The following is a 20,585-nucleotide window of genomic DNA, read 5'->3' as shown; positions in this document are numbered from 1 at the left end:
CGTTTTCCTGTATGAATGGCAGGTTGAAAAAGAAAGCATGGCGTTTATAACGATAAATAAGAAACAGGCATGTCGATTTGCAGTAATCGGCCTATCAGACGGGAAATCGTCTGGGGATCGCCGGAAGTGAACGCTGCTGTCTGGATATCCGTTTCCCTTCCCTTGCTGTTCAATCCGTAAATATCCAGCAGATGTTTCAGCTGACGGGCTACAGCGTAGCCTGTGTCGATAATGTGGAGCGAGGGATTGCCCGCTTCGGCAGCGATCTTTTCAATCACATGGCGGACGAAAGGATAATGTGTACAACCCAGCACGACCGTGTCGGCGTTCTGCTCGAGAATGGGCGTCAGGTAGCGGCGAACCAGATTGAAAACCGGTTCGGAATCCAGTTCTTCATGTTCGATCAGATCGGCCATGCCCGGACAGGGCTGCATGATGAAATGCACTCCTGTCTGGTCGTTCAGCAGCTGGTGCAATACGTGGAATTTATTGCTGGCCAGTGTCCGCTCGGTTGCCATGACGCCGACAATGCCGGTTATCGTCTTGGCGGCTGCCGGTTTCAGGCCCGGTTCTACCCCGACAATCGGCAGTTCCGGATATTTTTCCCGCAAAAGATGAATCGTTATGGCTGTTGCCGTATTGCAGGCCACGACCAGTGCCTTGATACCCTGTTTCAGGAAGAAACCGGCGATTTTGAACGCGCGTTCGATGACGAATTCCTCGGATTTGTCGCCATAAGGCGCATACCCGGAATCGGCAAAATAAATCAGGTTCTCGCCAGGTAACTGGCTGCGGATGTGTCTCAGGACAGACAGGCCACCCACACCGGAATCAAAGACGCCAATCGGGCCGGAGAATAAAAGCATATTCAGGCTTTCTCAGGTGACGGCATTCAGTTCGACGCCCTCGGAATTTTTCCATCCCGGAAATTGGCGATTTTTGCCGACCATTCTGCCGGGCCGGTGGTATGCAGCGATGTACCGCTGGAATCAACTGCGACAGTGACCGGCATGTCTTTCACTTCGAATTCGTAAATCGCTTCCATGCCCAGATCGGCAAAAGCGACAACCTTTGCCTCCCTGATCGCTTTGGAAACCAGATAAGCGGCGCCGCCAACGGCGATCATATAAGCCGACCGGTGTTTTTTGATCGCATCAATGGCGGAAGGGCCGCGTTCGGCTTTGCCGACCATGGCGATCAGGCCGGTTTGACCCAGCATCATTTCCGTGAACTTGTCCATGCGTGTGGATGTGGTAGGACCAGCAGGCCCCACCACTTCGTCCCGTACCGGATCGACCGGGCCGACATAGTAAATCACCCGATTGGTGAAATCGACCGGGAGTTTTTCACCTTTTGCGAGCATGTCCTGAATCCGCTTGTGCGCCGCGTCACGGCCGGTCAGCATTTTGCCGTTCAACAACAGGGTTTGTCCCGGTTTCCAGGACGCGACTTCTTCTTTAGTCAGCGTGTCCAGATTGACACGGGTCGATTTTTCCACGTCCGGGTGCCAGCTGATCTGCGGCCAATCGGACAGGGATGGCGGTTCGAGATAAACGGGGCCCGACCCGTCAAGCACGAAATGGGCATGGCGCGTCGCGGCGCAATTCGGGACAATCGCGACCGGTTTGGAAGCGGCATGCGTCGGGTACATGTTAATCTTGACGTCCAGGACCGTTGTCAGGCCGCCGACGCCCTGGGCACCGATACCCAGCGCATTGATTTTGTCGTGCAGTTCGATGCGCAATTCTTCCAGCCTGTTCTGCGGACCACGCCGTTTCAGCTCGGCCATATCGATGGTTTCCATCGCCGCTTCCTTGGCCATCAGAACCGCTTTTTCCGCCGTTCCGCCGATACCGATACCGATAATGCCGGGTGGACACCAGCCCGCTCCCATATGTTCGACTGTTTCCAGCACATAATCGACCAGAGAATCGGACGGATTCAGCATCTTCAGCGACGATTTGTTTTCCGAACCGCCTCCCTTGGCGCCGACCGTAACGTCAACGGTATTGCCGGGAACGATATCCATCACGATGACAGCCGGCGTATCGTCCTTCGTATTCTTGCGTTCGAATTGCGGGTCGTTGACCACCGACGCGCGGAGTTTGTTGTCCGGAAACGTGTAGGCGCGCCTTACCCCTTCGTTGATGGCGTCGTGGATGCTGCCGGTAAAGCCTTCCCATCTGACGTCCATGCCGACTTTCAAAAAGACGTTGACAATGCCCGTGTCCTGACAGATCGGCCGTTTGCCTTCCGCGCACATCCGTGAATTCGTCAATATTTGTTCGATAGCGTCTTTTGCCGCCGGGCTTTGTTCTATTTCATAAGCTTGGGCCAGATGTTTTATATAGTCGAGAGGGTGGTAATAACTGATGTACTGGAGCGCTGCGGCAATGGAATCGATCAGGTCGTCCTGCTTGATAGTGGTGGTCATTTGCGTACTGGATCCGGTTGAAAAAGACGGCATAAGCTGTTTGTCACTGTACGGATTATTTTAAAGCCTTCTTTCGGCAGATGCGAATGAAATAAATGCTGAGGTGCCGGCAAAAAATGAAAAAGTTGTTTGACGAAAAATTCAGGTTAGGCTATCTTCCGTTTTCTTATATTTAATTTTTATATATATCATATTAATTTTGATATAAGAAGCCGGTCAGACAGCTTGTTCATCCCGGCGGAAATGGAGCGGGGCAAAGAGGGGAATTCCCTGAACAGTAATGTACCGGCTTCATGAAAGATGTACTCATTCAAAAGAAGAGTTCGGCCAGCGCCGCCAGACCGTAGCGGCAGGCCATGAAAAACAGGAGTGACGAAATGGCAGCAAATCCATCCGAAAAGAAAGAAACGCATTTTTATTATCCGTCCGAAGCGTTCGCGCAAAACGCGGCTATTCCCGGAATGAATGCTTACCGTGCCTTGTGCCGGGCGGCAGAAGAAGATTACAAAGGCTTCTGGGCCGAACTGGCGCGAGAAAATGTGCTGTGGCGCAAACCGTTCACCAAAGTGTTGAACGAAACCAACCCGCCATTTTATAAATGGTTTGAAGATGGCGAACTGAACGTCTCCTATAACTGTCTCGACAGGAATCTCGAAAACGGCAACGCTGACAAGGACGCGGTGGTTTTCGAGGCGGACGACGGAACGGTTACGAAAGTGACTTACCGGGAGTTGCACAAACGGGTCTGCAAACTGGCAAATGGCCTGAAATCGCTGGGCATACAAAAAGGCGATCGTGTCGTCATTTATATGGCCATGTCGGTGGAAGCGATCGTCGCCATGCAGGCTTGCGCCCGGATCGGGGCCATCCATTCCGTTGTTTTCGGCGGCTTTTCCGCGCCATCGCTCAGTGAACGCATCGGGAACGCAGGCGCTGTCGCCGTTATCACTGCCGACAGACAGATCCGTGGCGGGCGACATTTGCCGCTAAAAGCCATTGTGGACGACGCTCTTGCCATGAACGAAAACCATGCCGTCGAAAACGTCGTCATCTATCGGCGAACCGGAGACAAAATCGATTTTGTGGAAGGCCGGGATCACTGGATGCATGAATTGACGCAATCGCAAGCTGAAATCTGCGAACCCGAATGGGTGAATGCCGAACATCCCCTGTTCATTCTTTACACCTCGGGCTCTACCGGCAATCCGAAAGGCGCCTTGCATTCCTCCGGTGGTTATCTGCTTTGGGCCATCCTGACCATGCGCTGGACATTCGATATCAAGCCAACGGATGTTTTCTGGTGTACGGCCGACATCGGCTGGATTACCGGACACACCTACAACGCTTATGGCCCGCTGGCTGTCGGTGCGACGATTGTGCTTTTTGAAGGCGTTCCCACCTGGCCGCATGCCGGCCGTTTCTGGGAAATCATCGACAAGCACAAGGTCAGCATTTTCTACACCGCTCCCACAGCAATCCGTTCGCTGATCAAGGCCAGTAACGAAAATGCGCAGTTCGCTCCCGAACAGTACAACTTGTCCAGCCTGAGACTGCTCGGTTCGGTCGGCGAGCCAATCAATCCGGAAGCCTGGCTCTGGTTTTACAAGCATATCGGCAAGGAGCGTTGTCCGATTGTCGATACTTTCTGGCAAACCGAAACCGGCGGTCATGTCATTGCGCCGATGCCGGGTGCGACGCCTTTGGTGCCCGGTTCGTGTACCCTGCCGCTTCCGGGAATGTTTGTCCGTGTCGTCGATGAAACCGGACAGGAGCTGCCTTGGGGGCAAGGAGGCATTTTAGTCATTAACCGTCCATGGCCTTCCATGATCCGGACAGTCTGGGGTAACGACGAACGTTACAAAACCCATTACTGGCCGGAAGAACTGGGCGGAAAACTGTATCAGGCAGGCGATGGCGCTATCCGTGATCCTGAAACCGGCTATTTCACCATTACAGGCCGTATTGATGATGTGCTGAATGTATCGGGCCATGCGTTGGGTACCATGGAGGTGGAATCTGTGCTTTCCGCTCATCCGATGGTGGCGGAAGCCGCCGTGGTTGGCAAACCGGACGATCTGACCGGTGAATCCATCTGCGCTTTCGTCATTTTGAAAAATGAATTGCCAAAAGGCGATGAGGCGAAAACCATCGCAGCCGATTTGCGGAAGTGGGTTTCGCAAGAAATCAGTCCGATTGCGCGACCCAAGGAAATCCGATTTGGCGAGAACCTGCCGAAAACCCGCTCCGGAAAAATCATGCGCCGTTTGCTGCGTGTTATTGCACGAGGCGAAGAAATCACACAGGACATTTCGACTCTTGAAAATCCCGCTATCCTCGAACAGCTCCGCAATTCGTTGTGAAGACGTCAAAAAAGTGCCATAAAGATGAGGAATTTCCTCGTCTTTATGCTAGAATGCTTCGCTTCACAAGTAGTCCATTGCAGGAGAGATGGATGAGTGGTTTAAGTCGCACGCCTGGAAAGCGTGTATAGGTTAATAACCTATCGGGGGTTCGAATCCCCCTCTCTCCGCCAAGAATATCAGCCGTAATTCGTTATAAATCAACGATTTGCGGCTTTTTTATTTCTTGGTAGAAATCGTCAAAATGGGGTGAAAAGGGGTTAAATGAGGTATGATTTCGGAACATTTTCGGAACATTTTTTCTCTCTGTAATTAGTACAAAATTACCCATCATTTTCGGAACATTTCTACGACCTTTTTACCTGCTTCAGGCTGTGCGTTCTGGATCCATTTCCCGTAAATTTTGCCGATCATTGTCCAGTCTCTATGTCCCCTCTGGTGCGTAACCCACATCGGCGCTTCTCCGGAAGACAACGTCATGGATGCATACGTATGCCAGGTTTGACAGGGATCTCCGAATACGGGCGGTTCGCAAAGGCGGCATGGCATGTCTGTATTCCAGTTTTGGCAATCGCTTTCGCCGGATTGTCAATTAAAGAAGGGATAAATGTCACTATTTTTTTATTCACGGAGAAAGTGTTTTTTAACTGGCACTCTCTCTGTTTCATGCCAAAGGAAAAATAGCTTACACATTGCGCGAGCCTTATCGTTACAAGGGAAATGGATGTGTGGAAAAACAGGTTTTTCCACATGCTGTGCAGGGAAGCGATGGCGGAGGCGAGATCAACAGCTGGCAAGGTACGTGACAGGTTGCGCAGCGCACCGGCGTTTCCCAGGAACGTACGCCCTGGAATTCCAGCAAAAGCCGTTCCGCCGCTTTCAGTGTTCCACAACGTTGACAGGTAAATAATGCCGTCGATATCGTTAATATCCCTTCAGGATGTTTTAAAAGCCATTTTTTTGCCTGATCTCCATATTTTCCCCGTTCGATATCCCGGCGGTATCGGTGCAGTTCATCCACATGCTGCCATTGTGTACCATATGTGAGTGTGCGCTCATAATGGCAATCCGGGCAACGGTAACAGGTTTCCAGAGTCATATCGGGATTTAAAATGATCGGTGTTTGCAACCTTATCATTTTCCTGAATAAAAATCATGGTTTAACTCGCGTATGTAATTGTTCAAGAATAGTGGCGGTTTCGATTAGTGCATTTCAAAAAACCGTTTTCCTGAGGGGCCGGTACTTAAAGTATTTCCTTGTGGAAGTAGAAAAGGTGATAAATGCCTTTTATATATTTAGCCTGCTTTCTTTTGAAACGCTGAATTTTTTCTCTATTTTCGTAACGAAGGAGGCCTGTTAAGCAGTCTGATTTCAGGACATCGGATTCCTGAAGGGAAAGCAAAACTGAAAAAGTATTCCAACCGGGTTTGTGATTCCATTTGTCAGCCGATTTGCTCACCTGTTAATCTGAACAACAGGTTGCTTGTATAACTGTATTTTCCTTCGATCTCGAATAAAGACGAGGGCATGAGCGGAACTGAATGGCAGAAGTCATGAATGAAAGATTGTTCAGTTCCTGCACAGTGCGTTGTGTTGGGGCAAGCTGGCTGGCCAGACAGGTGGAGGTAGCGGCAAAAGAATGTTTTTTCATTGTGTGGCCACTTCACGGGATGAAACAGCAAGGTGCCTGTGTGCGGGAAGGAAACACGGTATAGGCTGGTTCATGGGGTAGAATACAAAAAACCTGAAAAATGGCAGTCGCTGTTTGACGGATGGGCATGAATGCGTTCCTTCATGACAGATGCGAGGAGAGGTGAATGGAAACATGGATGATAGTAACGGCCGTTGTCGTGGCGACAGTGATTGTGTTTCTGCTCGGCGCTTTTCAGAGATGGTTCAAAAAGAGCAAAATTGTCCATGAGGTCAAAACGGGAGTGCAGTCCGTACGGGTTTTCAGGGAAAGCTATCCCACGGTCAAAGAGTATGAAGTGGCTATTATCCGGGAATTGCTCATACAGGGGGCGGAAGAAACCTTGCTGAAACAGGTGTTGAAAGACGCCTACGACATGACGCTTGCCCAGTCGCACCATTCCGGAGAGGAACCGGTCCATTTTGTCGACCGCTGGCTTTATTCCATTGCGGCCCCGAAACGCTGGGATTTTATCGAAGGCGTGTTGCCCTATTATTTTCAGGTTGTGCAGGTATTGCTGGCAAACGGGCTTCGTCCGACTCCGGTCATCAACCGGTGCGGCGGCATGCCGCCGTTTATCCATATCGTGGAATCGGAATTCATCAAGGGAACGTCTCCGGAAGAACTCGTCTCGAAACATTTCAAGGCATGAGACCGCCAAAAGATCCCGCCGTTTTGATGCTCCTCTTGCGTTCCGGACAGGAATGTCCGGTACAATAACTGCTTCTCCCAACGAACAGGAAAAAAATTATGCAGCCAAATACCGAATCCCTCGTTTTGACAGATGATTTTATCCAGTGCTGGCAGGATGCAGGCGGCCATCTGCAGCGTCAGGTGGAAGGCGGTCCGGCCTGGATACGCGCCCATCTGGATCATCCGATTATGGAACATCTTTCCTTCCGGCTGGGCAATCAGCTGTTTTTTGTGCGGATCGAGGATGTGGGCGGCCAGTTGAAGACTCCCGGAACCGAGGAGAATCTTGTCAGGATTGCTAAAGAGTGCCAGGGCCATGCCTGCATTATGCCGATGAAATTTGCTTTCGGTCACTGGATTCCCGCTGAAAAAGGCTGGGGTCTTGTTTCGCAGAAAGACCGCAAACCCATTGATCCCCCCGCATTGGTGACGGATGAAAAAATTGAAATGACGGATTGGGAACTGCACGATTTTGCCGTTCAGGTCGTTCGCCAGAATCTGATAGAAAGTGGGGAATCGGTGACGGGCTGGAACAGCAATCCCGAGTTGCAGCCTTCGATCTGGCTGGGTGGTGATACCGGTTTGCAGTGGGTTGTCGTACAGGCCGTCCGTTATCCGGAAGAAGCGAAAATTCCCGACAATATTCACGAGATTGAGGCCGCTTATGAACCGAAAGGCGCCAAGGGAAATTTTGCCTATGTCAGTTTCGCCAATGAACACCAGCAGCGCGATACGCCCCTGAAGGATGAGGAAAAGCCGTTACCGCTCTATCGGGGTGAAAAAGTGTTTATCAGCTATTCCGGGTTGCTGGACATCAATAACGAATGATTTCTTCTGTTTAGCAGAAATCTCCCGTTCGAAAGACCGGGAGATTTTTTTTCGGGCGACCGATCCGGCTGGACGGTGTCTATAATCGGATTTCATTCCTTTTCTTCCTTTCCCACGCATTTTTCCCTGACCGGATTTTTAACGGGACAGTTTTCATTCTGGTTGCGGGAAACTGACACTGTTTATATGTACAGTATGATAGACTGTACATATAAACAGTAAAACAAACCGATGGAGAATTCATGATGAGTGATACCGTTTCCGAAATAGTGGATGCCCTGTTTTTTGTATGCTCGATTTGTGTCGTGATCGCGTGTTGCCAGATTCCCATCAATTGAGCAGATACTGACGGGAACCGTACCGGCTTTTCCAGTGACGACGCTTTTTGTGTTTTGGGATTTTTGGCATTGGCTTCGACGGGTGCGGATTTCAGGGGTTCTTTCTGGCAATGGAGGTCTGGTGAGTGCCGTTGTTTTTCCGGTTTGCGGGATGAAAAACAGGAAACGACGTTGTCCGGTTTTCCGCGCCGTTTTATGAGGGTTTCTTTCCGGATTTGGGATATGATAGAACCCGGTCAAGTTATACAAAAATCGGGAGTGTCCGGATGGAAATGAGTGTCATATTTTACCCAAGCGGTTATCTGCAATTGCAGGTCGCCGACGATGGAGATGATTTTTGCCATGTGTATGACAACCCGAACAATCTGGCGAAGGATGTCTCGGCCCTGCTGGATGGCGACAATGCGATCGGCTGGTACGGGAATGACCCGGATGCGTGGCTGGATGTTGAGAAAACGCCGGCCATTCGTTATATATCCATGCAGGCATTACCCGATTATCTGATCGCTTTTGCAAACGGCAAGGTGGATATGGCGGGGCTTTGGGACAATGAGATTGCCTTTTATCGGGCACTTGCCCGGAAACGGAATCTTTAGAGCCTGCCAGACAGCGGATTGACCGGGGCAGTTGCAACTTTCGGTTTTTTGCGGTGTTTTTCAGTCTGGTTGAAACGTGTGCCATGAAAAACAAGCAGTATCTGTCAGCTTCGGTTTCCGGACAGACAACACCGTCAGGAAGAGAGGGGTCTTTGCCGTGCCCGGTTCCGGGCGGTTGTTTCCGGGCTCTTTTCAGGCCCGGTTTATTCAACAGCGCTTAATAGCGCTTTCAGCAGTTGCCAGGATTTCTCCACGGTATCGATTTCGACCGCTTCACCCGGGGCGTGAGGGCTATGGATGGTGGGGCCGAAAGAAATCACGTCGAGATCGGGATATTTGGATTTCAGAATCCCGCATTCCAGACCGGCATGAATAACGTGTGTAAACGGCTCACTGCCGAATTCCTGCCGGTAGATTTTCCTGCAAAGGGAAAGTAACGGAGAAGCGGGGTCGGGTGTCCAGCCCGGATAGGCGTTTTCTTTTTTGACAGGAAGACCTGAAAGGGAAAACAGACTGGCGATCTCGTCTGCCAGCGCATTGCAGGCGCTGTCGATGGTAGAACGCACCATAAACGTACAGGCGCCCCTATCCGGTTGCAAGTCGACAGTCCCCAGATTGCTGGACGTTTCCGGCGAAGCGGGAGCCGAAACGCTCATGCGCCATACGCCATGCGGTGCGGCATGCAGTGAACGCAACCAGAGGCGCTGATCTGCGGAAGACAGGATTCTGTCGGTTGTGACAGGTGTCCAGCTGATCCGGACGTTTTCATCGACGCCAGCCAGTTCCTTGCGGATCAGGCTTTGCCATTGTTGCAGAAGACCGTTCAGGGAAGCCATACTTTGCGGCTGTATGCCGATGACGGAGGACGCTTCCCGCGGCAAGGCATTGCGGGCGGTTCCTCCGGTGAAACCGGAAAGACACAAGGGAAAACGGTTTTCCAGCGAATTCAGGATACGGGTCAGGATTTTGATGGCATTGCCGCGTCCTTCATGAATATTGATGCCGGAGTGGCCGCCCCGCAGACCGGTAACATCGATTTGTACAGCCTGCCAGCCGCCCGGAAAAGCCTCTGCATGCCCGGCGTGCCGGACTGAAATATCCATGCCGCCGGCGCAACCCAGACAAAAGTCGCCCCAGGTTTCACTGTCAAGATTCAGCAGTATTTTGCCTTTCAAGACACCGGTCTCCAGTGTGCTGGCTCCGCCCATGCCTTCTTCTTCATCGACGGTGAGCAATGCTTCAAGGGGACCGTGCGTCAGGGAACGGTCTTCCAGTGCCGCCAGAATCAGTGCAACCCCGATGCCGTCGTCGGCGCCGAGTGTCGTATTTTCGGCAAGGACGAGATTATCGCGAACAGTAGCGTGAATGGGATCGTGGAAAAAATCGTGGGTTACCGAATCGTTTTTCTGGCATACCATGTCCAGATGGGCCTGAAGGATAACGCCCGGTACGTTTTCACGGCCGGGCGTGGCCGGTTTCCGGATAACGAGATTGCCGCCCTTGTCGATGATGTTCTCAAGTCCCTGTCCGGTAGCCCATTGTTGCAGGTAATCCCTGACAGGGCCTTCATGTTTGGAGGGACGGGGAATGGCGCACAAGGCGGCAAAGTGCTTCCAGACCGATACCGGTTTGAGTCCTTTGAAAGGAAAATCCTGTGTATTTGATGTGGTCGCCATAGGTTAAATGTAAAATTCATCGGAATAATACCGCCATCATACCAATTTCATCCGTGAAGCAGGTTTGATTTGCGAAAAATAGTCGCGTCAGACTGCCGATGAAACAGAGGGAGGATCCGCCTTTTTCCATAACCGTTCTGTACATGTGAAAAGGAAGGCTTTTCCTTGTCTGTCTGTTGAACGTTTCGGGTGGGTTCGCTATTTGCAGACGCTTTGCCGGCCATTTTCGGCAAATTCCGAAAGAGAGGCAATCCGTCGTTTTGAGCGGTTGCCTGGATCTCAACGTATCGAGAGGAAAAAGAAAGCGGATTCCGGCAGTCGTTTGTCTGGCTACTTTCCAAAATGGATCGGCCGGTTTTTTTCTGTTTGGCTGTTGGGTTGGCGGAAAGGGTGAAAATGACAGAATGTGTTATATTGCTGCGCAATTATTCAAGTCCTGTTTTGAATGTATTCGTTTCCCGGTCGCCTGTTCCAGGAGATAAATTCTTATGATGTCGCTGGTAAATCACTATCTCTCTTTTTTTGACGGTTCGCCTTTTATGTATACCCTGGCGGCGCTCGGTTTCCTGTTTGCCGTTTCCGGTATATTGAATTTTATTGTCAAAAAAGTTCTGCTTCGTCTGGTTCGGCGGGCACTCAAGCTGACTCCGATTTCGGAGGTTGAAGACGGTCTGATCGAAAAAGTCATCGCCAGACTGGCCAATATTGTGCCGGCCATGGCTTTTACCCACGGTATCGTCTGGGTTCCGCATTTGCCGGAAGGCATTGCGTTCGTTGTCAGAAATGTTGCCGCTTCTTTCATTATCCTGACGTTTGCCATGGCGCTGGGTGCGGCACTGGATATTGTCAATGCGCTCTACAGCCAGCGACCCATTGCGGCAAGCCGTCCGATCAAGGGATATATCCAGCTCGTGAAACTGGGGATTTATCTGATCGCCGGCATTTTGATTATCGCTACCCTGATTGACAAGTCACCGGTTATTCTGTTATCGGGGCTGGGAGCGATGGCTGCCGTTCTGATGCTCGTTTTTCAGGATACTTTGCTTTCTCTTGTCGCGAGTATCCAGATATCGGCCAACGGACTGGTCAAGGTCGGGGACTGGATTGAAATGCCCAATCTGAATGCGGACGGTACGGTGATCGATATCGCCTTGCATACCGTCAAGGTTCAGAACTGGGACAAGACGATCACGACTTTTCCGACGCGTCGCCTGATTTCCGATCCTTTCAAAAACTGGCGGGGCATGCAGGAATCGGGCGGAAGGCGAATCAAGCGTTCAATTTACATTGACCAGACGAGCATTCACTTCATGACAGAGCGGGAAAGCGTCAATGTCCATCGTCTCCGGCTGCTTAAACCTTATCTGGCTGCCAAGGAAAAAGAAATCGCGGAGTGGAACAGCCGTCTGGACGACGCGAAAAACGGATTCGTCAACCGTCGCAGGCTGACCAATGTCGGAACGTTCCGCGCTTATGTCGAACAGTATCTGTATCATCATCCGAAAATTTTACAGAACGAAACTGTTCTGGTCAGGCAGATGGATCCCGGGGCGATGGGGCTGCCGATCGAAATTTACTGTTTTACGGCGACGACTGCCTGGAATGAATATGAGAGCATCCAGTCGGATATTTTCGACCATCTTTACTCCATATTGCCGCAATTCGGCCTGTTCGCTTATCAACAGCCGAGCGGACGCGATTTCCAGAAAATCCGGGTGATCGAAAACGTGTCTTCCGGCAGCGTAAGCGGTAGTGGGGAAACTGTGCCAGGAAAAGCGGCGGAAATACAGGAGAAAGCGGAATGATCGATGACGAAATGCTGGCCCGGAAACTGGAAGGTTTTTCTGCCGAACGGGACTGGAATCAGTTTCATACGCCCAAAAATATCGCATCGGCGCTTTCTGTCGAAGCCTCCGAATTGCTGGAAATCTTCCAGTGGACGCGAGGTCAGCATGGCTGGCAGGAAATCGATGCCGAAAGTTCTGTCCGCAAACATACGGAAGAGGAACTGGCGGATATCCTGCTTTATCTGATCCGTTTCGCTTCTCTGGCAAAAATCGATCTGCAACAGGCTGCGCTTGCGAAAATGGAGAAGAACGCGCTGAAATATCCTGTTGAAAAAAACCGGGGATCGGACCGGAAGTACAACGAATAAAGCCGGAAATTGTTTTGAGTGAAAAGCGGAATCGGGTGGTTCTGGATAAGGTCCGTTTTGTGAATGTTTTTCTCTAAAAAGAGACACATTCGCAAAAGCGTTCAGCTATGGATAGCCAGAAACCGTCCGGAAATCTATTATTGAAAAAGCGGTAACTTTTTCGACTTGAACTCCATTTCCGGATAAATATGCACTTCAAACCATGTTTTCTGCTATTTGCGCTGTCCATTCCGGCATGGCAGGCGCCGGCAATGGCATCCGTTCCTGAAAAAATGTCCGGTTCGTCCGGTATGGCCGATATATTGGCGGCAGCCGGTATCGCCCTCATCCTGGTGTTGGTGGCCGTTTTTGCTTTTTATGTGAAAAAACAAAAGAAAAACAATGCTTTGCTGCTTGCGCAAATGTATGGAACGATTCTGGACGGCCGTTTGCGCATTCTCATTATCAATTTGCAGGACTCCATGGAATTTCTCTGTGTCGATGTCGATAAAAACGAACTGGACAGTTTTTCGCTGGACGGTTTCTGGCGGCTCGACGACGAGAAATTGCGTACGGATTTTTTCGATCTTGCCCAGAAAAACGGCCTGGGTATTCTTGAAAAGAGAAATTTGCAGCGCGGATTCGATTATTTGTATCGGGCCATTGGCCTGATGAGCCGTCTTCCGGTCAAAACCGTCGATATCGTCTGGCTGCTTCCGCAAACAGACCGTCAGGAATTACAGAATCTGCTGGTCGAATCGATCCATTCTTTTGAGGCGGTCAAACGGCAAATCATGCTTTAGCCCGGCTCGGGAAGGGTACGGAAAAATTTTCCGACCGAACCGGCAGGCTTTGTCGGAAAAATATCAGACAGGGAAATAACCTTTCCTCTATCCTGTATTCCGGTTGCAGGATGGCCAGTGCATGAAAAAACCCGGTGTCACGGACATCGGGTTTTAAACGCGGGGAAGGGCGGCTTACTGGACGATCATATCCAGAACATAGGCCTGATTCGCATAGTCCGGCGCATTGGGAACGTTATACCGTTTCAGGCGGAGAATATGGCCGATTCCTTCCCGATGCTGATAACCCTGGATGTTCGGATAGAAAGGACGCCATGTGCTGGTTCCGGTGATAACGCCGCCGTTGTCATAGTAAACGTCGCGCACTTGCAGGCATTGTTTTTGTGGCATCATCGGTGCGCTGCATGTGATGGTATTCGAGGCGATTTCCATGAAAACGGTTTCTCCGGTTCCGCCGTACTGGACACCGGCTGTCGGGCGGCCCGTAAAGGTCAGGGTGTTGCCGTCATAAAAACGCAGTTTCAGGACGGGGGTTGCCGACAGGTAAATGTCGATGTCTGCCCGGTTCTGCAACTGGGAGGCGACCTGCTGTTCGAGCGTATTCAACTGCGGATTGGCGCAGAGCATTTTGGTCGAGACCATGTTGGAGAAGGTAATCACATTGTCGGTCAGCAGATAATTGCCGCTTATGACATTGCAGGTGTTTGAAACCGTAAAACGGTTGGTCTGGAAATCCAGCTGGACAGGGTTGCCGGGCTGGACAAAAAGGTAGTCCAGACGGTTGCCGTTGCGGCTGGTGGCATCGGTCAGTTGCCAGTGGAACGCGTCCAGGGAATCGACCGCTTGCGAAACGGGAGGATTGGATTCGGGGAGCTGTGCACAGCCGGCCAGAACAAGAGGAATTGCCAGTAAAGATAAGAGATATCGCTTCATGTTTTTCTCCGTGGATGGTTTTGCTACACGAAATGAATGGTTCAATTTGATATGTACCGGTTTTCCAACATGAAAAATGTACCATTTGCCAGAGTCGGGATACTTTAAAAAATCAAATGTGTTTCAATTTGTCTGTTATACCGTTCGATTTCAGGTTTAAATGCGTTACAGAAGTGTGTGACCCTGCCAATTTTCTTTGGTTCGCAGTATTTTCTATTGTATTGTCTGAAACGGTATGAGGCGGAACAGTTTTGTGTCAGGGAAACGGGATTGTCTGGAAAACAAAAAGCGCTTTCGTGAGGAAGCGCCTGATTTGCGGAAGCGTCATACCTTCACTTTTTGCCGATCAGCATCAGATTGAGCGGCACCTCGTTTTCTTTTAATTGAAGCGCTTGCCGGATGGCGTTTTCATTCATGGAAATGACAAATCGTCCTTCAATGCCCATTGAAGCGGCAGCCAGATAAATGTTTTGGGTCATTGCGCCAGTAGCAATATAAGCGTACTCTCTCCTGACGTTGCCATCGGATACGAAGACCAGTACGACAGGTGATTTGCCAACGATACCTTGCAATCCGACTTCGTTTTTAATATTTTTCCGGGATACTTCGATCAGTCTGTTCAGCTTCCAGTGGTACCGGTAAATACCGCTGTCGTTTAAAACATAAATTCTGTTATAGGGCGCATTACCCATGGCCAGCGGAACGGTCCAGCCTTTGCCGGCCCGGTTTTCTCCGGTCGCCGCCCACAAAAGACTGGAAAGCTCCTGCATGGAAATGTTTTTCAGGGGAAAATCGGCCGGGGTGGCGGAATGGCGCGATTCCAGCGTCGTGAAAATGCCCTGTCCGCCTTTCTGCTGGGGGGCAGGAAGTGGTATGTCGGCGCATGCTGCCGTGGCGGATAAGCCCAGTGCAGCCAGTACGCCGATGCCATATTTGCGGAACCCATGCATTTTTTTCACCCTTATTTGATAATGCGGATTACATCCCGTCTGCGATGAGGGGTATCGGGGTGTTCGGCAGCGTATCCCAGCGCGACGCCGAATTGGGGAAAATAGCCGTCCGGTATGCCCAGATCCCTTAAGAGCGTAGCGGAAACGGCAGGATCTTCAAAGGCCATCGTGAAGCTGGCAAGATAACATGAACCCAGTCCCAGCGAATTGGCGGCCACACACATGTTTTGGGTCGCGTTGGCGCAATCGACCCGTGCGTTTCTTGATTCATTGCCGGAAACGATGATGAGAGTCGGCGCCTTGTAAAAAGGAGAAAAATCCGGATCGAGGGCTTTTTCCCGATTGCGCGCATTGTCCGATTTGAGCATGGTTTCACAAGCGGCGTCTCTCAGCCGTTTCAAAAGTTCCGGGTTCTGGACGGCGGTCAGATACCAGGCTTGCATGTTTCTGGAAGTCGCGGCATAAATGCCCGCTTCCAGTATCCAGTTCAGATCGCGGTCGGAAACTTGCCGGGTTTTATAGGAACGGATGCTACGGCGGGAAAGCATCACGCTGATCGTTTCGTTCATGAAAAATCTCCTTGATGGAATGAGGCACGGATTTGTGGATCGGACTGGCGTCGCGGATTATTAGACCACTGTTTTCAGGCAAAGTAAACTTGAGTGCGTTCCGGTTTCGCTTGCTATCGATAAAGCGCCTTTTCGTCGTGGAAGAAAGATTCAGGGCAACGGGTCAAGCCGGCATTCATCGAAGATATCAAGCGACTTGTCATAGGTGCTGGATTTGATTTCCATCAGTGCCAGCAATGTGTGGAATAGGTTGTCGTGGGAATACCTGTTTTCTTCCGCTTTTTTTGCAATACAGGCGTAGTCGAGGTGGTCGAATTTTTTCATGTTTTCAGACATCCATAAGATCATGGGAACCTTTTTCTGTTCGTCAGGCGCCATTGCGTATGGCAAGCCATGCAGGTAAACGTTGTTTTCCCCGAGCGATTCGCCGTGGTCGGAGACATAAAGCAGTCCTGATTCCAGATGAGGGAATTTCTTCAGGGTATGGATGGCTTTTGAGACGATGAAATCGGTATAGAGAATAGTATTGTCATAAGTGTTGACGATTTCTTCCCGCGTGCATTTCTGGATGTCGGCCGTGTCGCAGGCAGGAGTGAATTTTTTGAAAGAATCAGGATAACGCTTGTAATAGGTAGGTCCATGACTGCCGATGGCGTGCAACACGATGAAGGCGTCTTTTTTCACATTGGCCAGATATGCTTCAAGGTTTTCCAGCAATACCTCATCGAAACAGCTTTTTCCGTCGCAATAACGGATGTCATTCATCTGAACCATATTTTCATGAGGAACCCGGTTACAGACACCTTTGCAGCCGTCGTCATTTTCGCGCCACAAGACCTGAAAGCCCGTCTGTTGCATCAGGTCGACCAGATTTTCCGAATACTTGGCATTGTCCGCGTTGAACCGGTTTTTCGGCATGTTGGAGAACATGCACGGAACGGAGATCGCGGTAGCCGTGCCGCAGGAATAGACGTTCTTGAAGGAAATGACGTCTTCACGCGAAAGCAGGGGCGTGGTTTCGCGGGGATAACCGTTTAGCGAAAAGTTTGCCGACCGGGCCGTTTCGCCGACGATCATGATGAAGACGGTTGGCGCCGCATCTTCATAGGGAACCAGTTTGGCCGTTTCATCCAGTCGCTGGAGCTGGCGGTTGACCAGCGATTGCAGGCGATAGTAGCGGACAGTGGCATGCAGGTAATTGACCGGATTGATCAGTCGCGGCATTTCACGGTGATTGCGCCCGAAAGCGGCATATTCCTTGAAAAAAAGTGCTGCGATACCCCCAATCACAAGGGCGCAGCCGAAAATGGCGGAAAGACGGATACGGCATTCTTTCCTGAAAACGTGGTATTCGATTTTTGTGAAAAGCAGAAACAGCGAAGGAATCACACCCCCGAGAACGACCCAGCTTATGGCATGAAACGTCACCAGATCGAAAGCCTCGCGCGAATTGGTTTCAAGCGCGTTCCGGATCATGTTCGAATCGATGAAAGCGCCAAAATTGCACATGAAATAATTTGTGACACTGGAAACGGCCAGCAGGAAAATCAGTAATGGCTTGGCCAGGTAAGGGACAAGGATGAAATTGAAAATCAGGTAAAGCGCCGTAAAGATGAAAACCGGTACACTGATCCCGAAAAAGAACATCCTGATGCCCGAAATTTCAAGATGGGCAATAAAGTAACGCCAGAGTCCCAGATTTAAGGCGGTCGTGAAATAAAGCGCGGCCAAAAGGATGAGCCACTGACTTTTTAGATGAAACCGGCAGACGAACAATTTTGCGAAAAAACTTCTCATCATAATAAAAGCGGGAAAATCCGTTTTGATTGAACAGGCGTATTCTCGGTTTGGAGAAGTGAAAAATGCATGAATTTTTTGTTAAGGGGCGGTATACGTTTTTTTGCCTTTGTACCGGGGCGGGTTAGTTTTTTTCTTTAAAAACAAGGGGAAGCGCCATCTTTTTCTGGCTACTGGCAAAATGGCGTGTCTTACTTTGTTACATATTTTTTCTTCGATAAAGAAGGAAAAACCGAAGAAGGGTTTTCTTTCAGTACAGGACAACTCACAAATAGCGTACTCTTGCGGTTTTTCATGGACTCGGTTTTCCCGTTTCGTAAACAGGATTTGGCCAAACTTTCATTAATCTGAATGAGTTTCCTGAAGTCAAAAGATGCGGTTTTTCTTTTCGGGATGAGCCGTGAAGGGAGGTACAGTGTGGATATTTTTGACAATGATTGGATATCTGGCGAGCGCCCGATTCTGTCAAAGCAGGGATTTAGGGTATTCGCTGCGTCTGAAGATAATGGATCCAGGTTATGTCTTTTAAAGAAAGACGGGAGTTTCAGAAAGAGCCGGCTCGTCTGCAATGACATACACCCGATTCGCCTTTTCCTTTCACGTGCCGTAAGGAAAAAGTATTTGTGAAGAGCATTACCTGAACCTGACGGGCAACTTTTAAGCTCCCCAAAGATTTCAAAATTGCAGGGTATTTTTTAAGCTGAGAAAAACCGTGGCAAGCGATATCCAGCCGTCCGTTTCATGTCGTTAATCGAGCAGACAAAGCTCAACCGACTGCCCATGCTTTGGCTCAGCAACAGGTATAAGCCATTACATGAAGCTCTGATGGCGGCTTATCTGTCCGGTAAAGTCTGGAATCCTGAACAATGGGAGCCGAAAAAAGAGGCGGATTCGCCTGTTGATGGGCGAATCGATATGAGTCCGGTAGGGGCTGAAGCGATAGTTCCGGGAAGTCAGGACATGTCAGCCATGATTCAGGAAGACACGGGCGGCTTTTCATCGGAATGGCTGAGGGATACGGCTGACGACTGTTTTGAATGTTTTCCAAGGAACGAGGAACGGCTAAAGGCGTCTGCAACAAATAGCGGATGGTTTGGAAACAGTTGGGCAGCGGATATTTTTTCCCGGTTTTCCAACCGATCGAAAGCAAACAGGAAGCAGTCCGTCAGTTTGACTCGGCCATGATGGAAATGAAGAATTGTATGGGTTTACCCGTGAATGTTTTGGCGGTGGTTTGCGCTGGATACCTTTCATCAAAACAAAACGTGGTATAAAACTCAACTGCCTTGTCATTCTCGTGCCGAAAGTTGACTGGCTTGCCCTGGCTGATGAGAGGAAGGCGAAAAATTGAAAGAGGAAAAAACAGAGACGTCAAATCAGCGTGTCTGATTCTCATGTTCTGTCTGGCAGAGCAATAAAAAAGGGTTACGTGATTTCACGTAACCCTTTGAATTCTTTGGTGGGTTGTGAGCGACTCGAACGCTCGACCTACGGATTAAGAGTCCGCAGCTCTACCAACTGAGCTAACAACCCGACAAACAGAAATTATACCAGCAAAATCGGCTCAGGTTAATACCCGATTTGCTGTTTCTTTTATACGGCGCTTTTTCGTGGCCGCTTTTCAGGATTCATCCCTGGATTATCGCTCGGTTTTCCTGCTTTTTCCGAATCGGCAGAATACATGAACGGATTGTTTTTTATAGCCTGTCCCAGCAAGAATTTCTCCGGACATTTTTCCCGTTCTCCACATTTGTCGGCCATTTGTGGCGAGAAGGCACAGTTGTGGCGCATTTTCGGGCGAGATAACGCATATGGTCGTGAATCTGTCCTGTTTTGCTTTCTTTTTCGCACTCTTTTGGCGCGCAAGCGGTTTCACAAGGTTTTCTACACGGGAAAGAAGGGTTTTTCATGAAATCTTTATCTCTTTCTCATCCATATCTATGAGTTTTTTACGGCCCATCTTTTATAAAAGTTGGCATGGTCTATGCGTTTAAAAGCGCAAGAGTAATTCAAAAATCTGTAAATGGAGAGTCTTATGAAAAGAAATATCCTTGCCGTTTCTTCCCTGATCGGTTTGTCATTGACAGGTTTGTCCGCCGGACACGCGGAAGAGGTGAAAGGTCCTTTCAGCGCCAACGTAAGCCTGACGTCCGATTATGCGTATCGGGGCATCAGCCAGACGGATGAACGACCTGCCATTCAGGGCGGTTTCGGTTTCGAACACGACAGCGGTTTTTATGCCAGCCTTTGGGGATCGAGCATCTCATGGTTGCATGACATGTCGGAAGGCGGCGCGCCAAGCAGCAGTCTTGAACTCGACATATCAGGCGGTTACAAGCGTCAGTTCGGGGATTTCGGTCTCGATGCGGGTCTGCTTTATTACTATTATCCGGGCAGTTACAAAAGCGCCTGGAAACAAGCCAACGGGATGACGGATCCCCATACCCTGGAAGGGTATGTAGGAGGTTCATGGAAATACCTGTCGCTCAAATATTCCCATTCATTTACCGATCTGTTCGGGGCGCAGGATACGCGAAACAGCAAATACATTGATTTTTCCGTCGCTTACCCGGTCATGGACAGGCTGACGCTGGACGGCCATTTCGGACGCCAGTTCATTACCGGGCATGGCAATTCGTACAACGACTGGAAACTGGGTGCCACTTTTACTTATCGGGGCTTCGGCTTCGGTCTGCATTACGTCGATACCAATATCGACAACAAGGACGAAGCCAATGCCGATGCCCGGTTCATTGTGTCGGTCAGTAAAGCTTTCTAGATAT

At 50.1% G+C, this 20,585-nt stretch carries 16 protein-coding genes and 2 tRNA genes; 9 read left to right on the top strand and 9 right to left on the bottom strand.

Annotated elements, in window-relative coordinates; all coding sequences use genetic code 11:
- Positions 1-44 precede the first annotated feature (44 nt).
- Both murI and OFAG_RS11510 read right to left on the bottom strand, forming a co-directional pair.
- A complete protein-coding gene (gene murI / locus OFAG_RS11515) occupies positions 45-866 on the bottom strand; it encodes a glutamate racemase (RefSeq protein ID WP_005875848.1) in 822 nt (273 codons plus the stop codon).
- 26 nt (positions 867-892) lie between these two features.
- A complete protein-coding gene (locus OFAG_RS11510; RefSeq protein WP_005875850.1) occupies positions 893-2,434 on the bottom strand; it encodes a fumarate hydratase in 1,542 nt (513 codons plus the stop codon).
- Positions 2,435-2,811: 377 nt separating this feature from the next.
- Here OFAG_RS11510 and acs point away from each other — a divergent pair, with 377 nt between their 5' ends.
- Together acs and OFAG_RS11500 are read left to right on the top strand one after the other, a co-directional pair.
- Positions 2,812-4,794: an acetate--CoA ligase gene (gene acs / locus OFAG_RS11505; protein WP_005875852.1), complete on the top strand. Its 1,983-nt coding sequence runs from the start codon at positions 2,812-2,814 to the stop codon at positions 4,792-4,794.
- A gap of 82 nt (positions 4,795-4,876) precedes the next feature.
- Positions 4,877-4,967, top strand: a tRNA-Ser gene (locus tag OFAG_RS11500).
- 303 nt (positions 4,968-5,270) lie between these two features.
- On the opposite strand, the gene OFAG_RS14020 is transcribed toward OFAG_RS11500, so the two are convergent.
- The gene (locus OFAG_RS14020; protein ID WP_147617627.1) at positions 5,271-5,687 is read right to left on the bottom strand and encodes a hypothetical protein; all 417 of its coding nucleotides are present in this window, start codon (positions 5,685-5,687) and stop codon (positions 5,271-5,273) included.
- A 925-nt stretch (positions 5,688-6,612) separates the two neighbouring features.
- On the opposite strand from OFAG_RS14020, the gene OFAG_RS11480 reads away from it, so the two are divergent.
- From OFAG_RS11480 to OFAG_RS11465, 3 genes are all read left to right on the top strand, one after another.
- Positions 6,613-7,137, top strand: a complete 525-nt coding sequence (locus tag OFAG_RS11480) for a hypothetical protein (protein WP_005875856.1) — start codon at positions 6,613-6,615, stop codon at positions 7,135-7,137.
- Between the two features lie 98 nt (positions 7,138-7,235).
- Positions 7,236-8,006 carry a hypothetical protein gene (locus tag OFAG_RS13095; protein ID WP_005875858.1) on the top strand — a complete coding sequence of 257 codons (771 nt, stop codon included), beginning with the start codon at positions 7,236-7,238 and terminating at the stop codon, positions 8,004-8,006.
- Between the two features lie 610 nt (positions 8,007-8,616).
- Positions 8,617-8,940, top strand: a complete 324-nt coding sequence (locus tag OFAG_RS11465) for a hypothetical protein (RefSeq protein ID WP_231371701.1) — start codon at positions 8,617-8,619, stop codon at positions 8,938-8,940.
- Positions 8,941-9,143: 203 nt separating this feature from the next.
- Here OFAG_RS11465 and OFAG_RS11460 read toward each other — a convergent pair whose 3' ends face one another.
- Positions 9,144-10,616, bottom strand: coding sequence for an aminoacyl-histidine dipeptidase (locus tag OFAG_RS11460; RefSeq protein WP_005875863.1), 1,473 nt, complete (start codon positions 10,614-10,616; stop codon positions 9,144-9,146).
- Positions 10,617-11,104: 488 nt separating this feature from the next.
- Between OFAG_RS11460 and OFAG_RS11450 the strand changes: the two genes are divergently transcribed.
- The 3 genes from OFAG_RS11450 to OFAG_RS11440 all read left to right on the top strand — a co-directional run bounded on the left by OFAG_RS11450 (position 11,105) and on the right by OFAG_RS11440 (position 13,553).
- Positions 11,105-12,421, top strand: coding sequence for a mechanosensitive ion channel family protein (locus OFAG_RS11450; RefSeq protein ID WP_020995315.1), 1,317 nt, complete (start codon positions 11,105-11,107; stop codon positions 12,419-12,421).
- Complete coding sequence (locus tag OFAG_RS11445; protein WP_005875867.1) at positions 12,418-12,771, top strand: nucleotide pyrophosphohydrolase; 354 nt, start codon at positions 12,418-12,420, stop codon at positions 12,769-12,771. Before OFAG_RS11450 ends, OFAG_RS11445 begins: the two co-directional genes overlap by 4 nt.
- 188 nt (positions 12,772-12,959) lie before the next feature.
- Positions 12,960-13,553 (top strand): hypothetical protein, encoded by a 594-nt coding sequence (locus OFAG_RS11440; protein ID WP_005875869.1) that lies wholly within the window; start codon positions 12,960-12,962, stop codon positions 13,551-13,553.
- A gap of 174 nt (positions 13,554-13,727) precedes the next feature.
- On the opposite strand, the gene OFAG_RS11435 is transcribed toward OFAG_RS11440, so the two are convergent.
- The 5 genes from OFAG_RS11435 to OFAG_RS11400 all read right to left on the bottom strand — a co-directional run bounded on the left by OFAG_RS11435 (position 13,728) and on the right by OFAG_RS11400 (position 19,335).
- Complete coding sequence (locus OFAG_RS11435) at positions 13,728-14,486, bottom strand: META and DUF4377 domain-containing protein (RefSeq protein WP_005875871.1); 759 nt, start codon at positions 14,484-14,486, stop codon at positions 13,728-13,730.
- Between the two features lie 332 nt (positions 14,487-14,818).
- Positions 14,819-15,436: a nitroreductase family protein gene (locus OFAG_RS11430; RefSeq protein WP_020995314.1), complete on the bottom strand. Its 618-nt coding sequence runs from the start codon at positions 15,434-15,436 to the stop codon at positions 14,819-14,821.
- Between the two features lie 11 nt (positions 15,437-15,447).
- Positions 15,448-16,005 (bottom strand): nitroreductase family protein, encoded by a 558-nt coding sequence (locus OFAG_RS11425; RefSeq protein ID WP_005875875.1) that lies wholly within the window; start codon positions 16,003-16,005, stop codon positions 15,448-15,450.
- Between the two features lie 150 nt (positions 16,006-16,155).
- Positions 16,156-17,805 carry a phosphoethanolamine transferase gene (locus tag OFAG_RS11420; protein WP_005875877.1) on the bottom strand — a complete coding sequence of 550 codons (1,650 nt, stop codon included), beginning with the start codon at positions 17,803-17,805 and terminating at the stop codon, positions 16,156-16,158.
- 1,454 nt (positions 17,806-19,259) lie between these two features.
- Positions 19,260-19,335 (bottom strand) — tRNA-Lys (locus tag OFAG_RS11400).
- A 502-nt stretch (positions 19,336-19,837) separates the two neighbouring features.
- On the opposite strand from OFAG_RS11400, the gene OFAG_RS11395 reads away from it, so the two are divergent.
- Positions 19,838-20,581, top strand: a complete 744-nt coding sequence (locus OFAG_RS11395) for a TorF family putative porin (RefSeq protein ID WP_020995312.1) — start codon at positions 19,838-19,840, stop codon at positions 20,579-20,581.
- Positions 20,582-20,585: the final 4 nt, after the last annotated feature.

The sequence above is a fragment of the Oxalobacter paraformigenes genome, from assembly GCF_000158475.2.
Lineage (GTDB): Bacteria > Pseudomonadota > Gammaproteobacteria > Burkholderiales > Burkholderiaceae_D > Oxalobacter > Oxalobacter paraformigenes.
The sequence above is the reverse complement of the archived record's forward strand: the minus strand, read 5'-3'. Positions and strand labels throughout refer to the sequence as shown.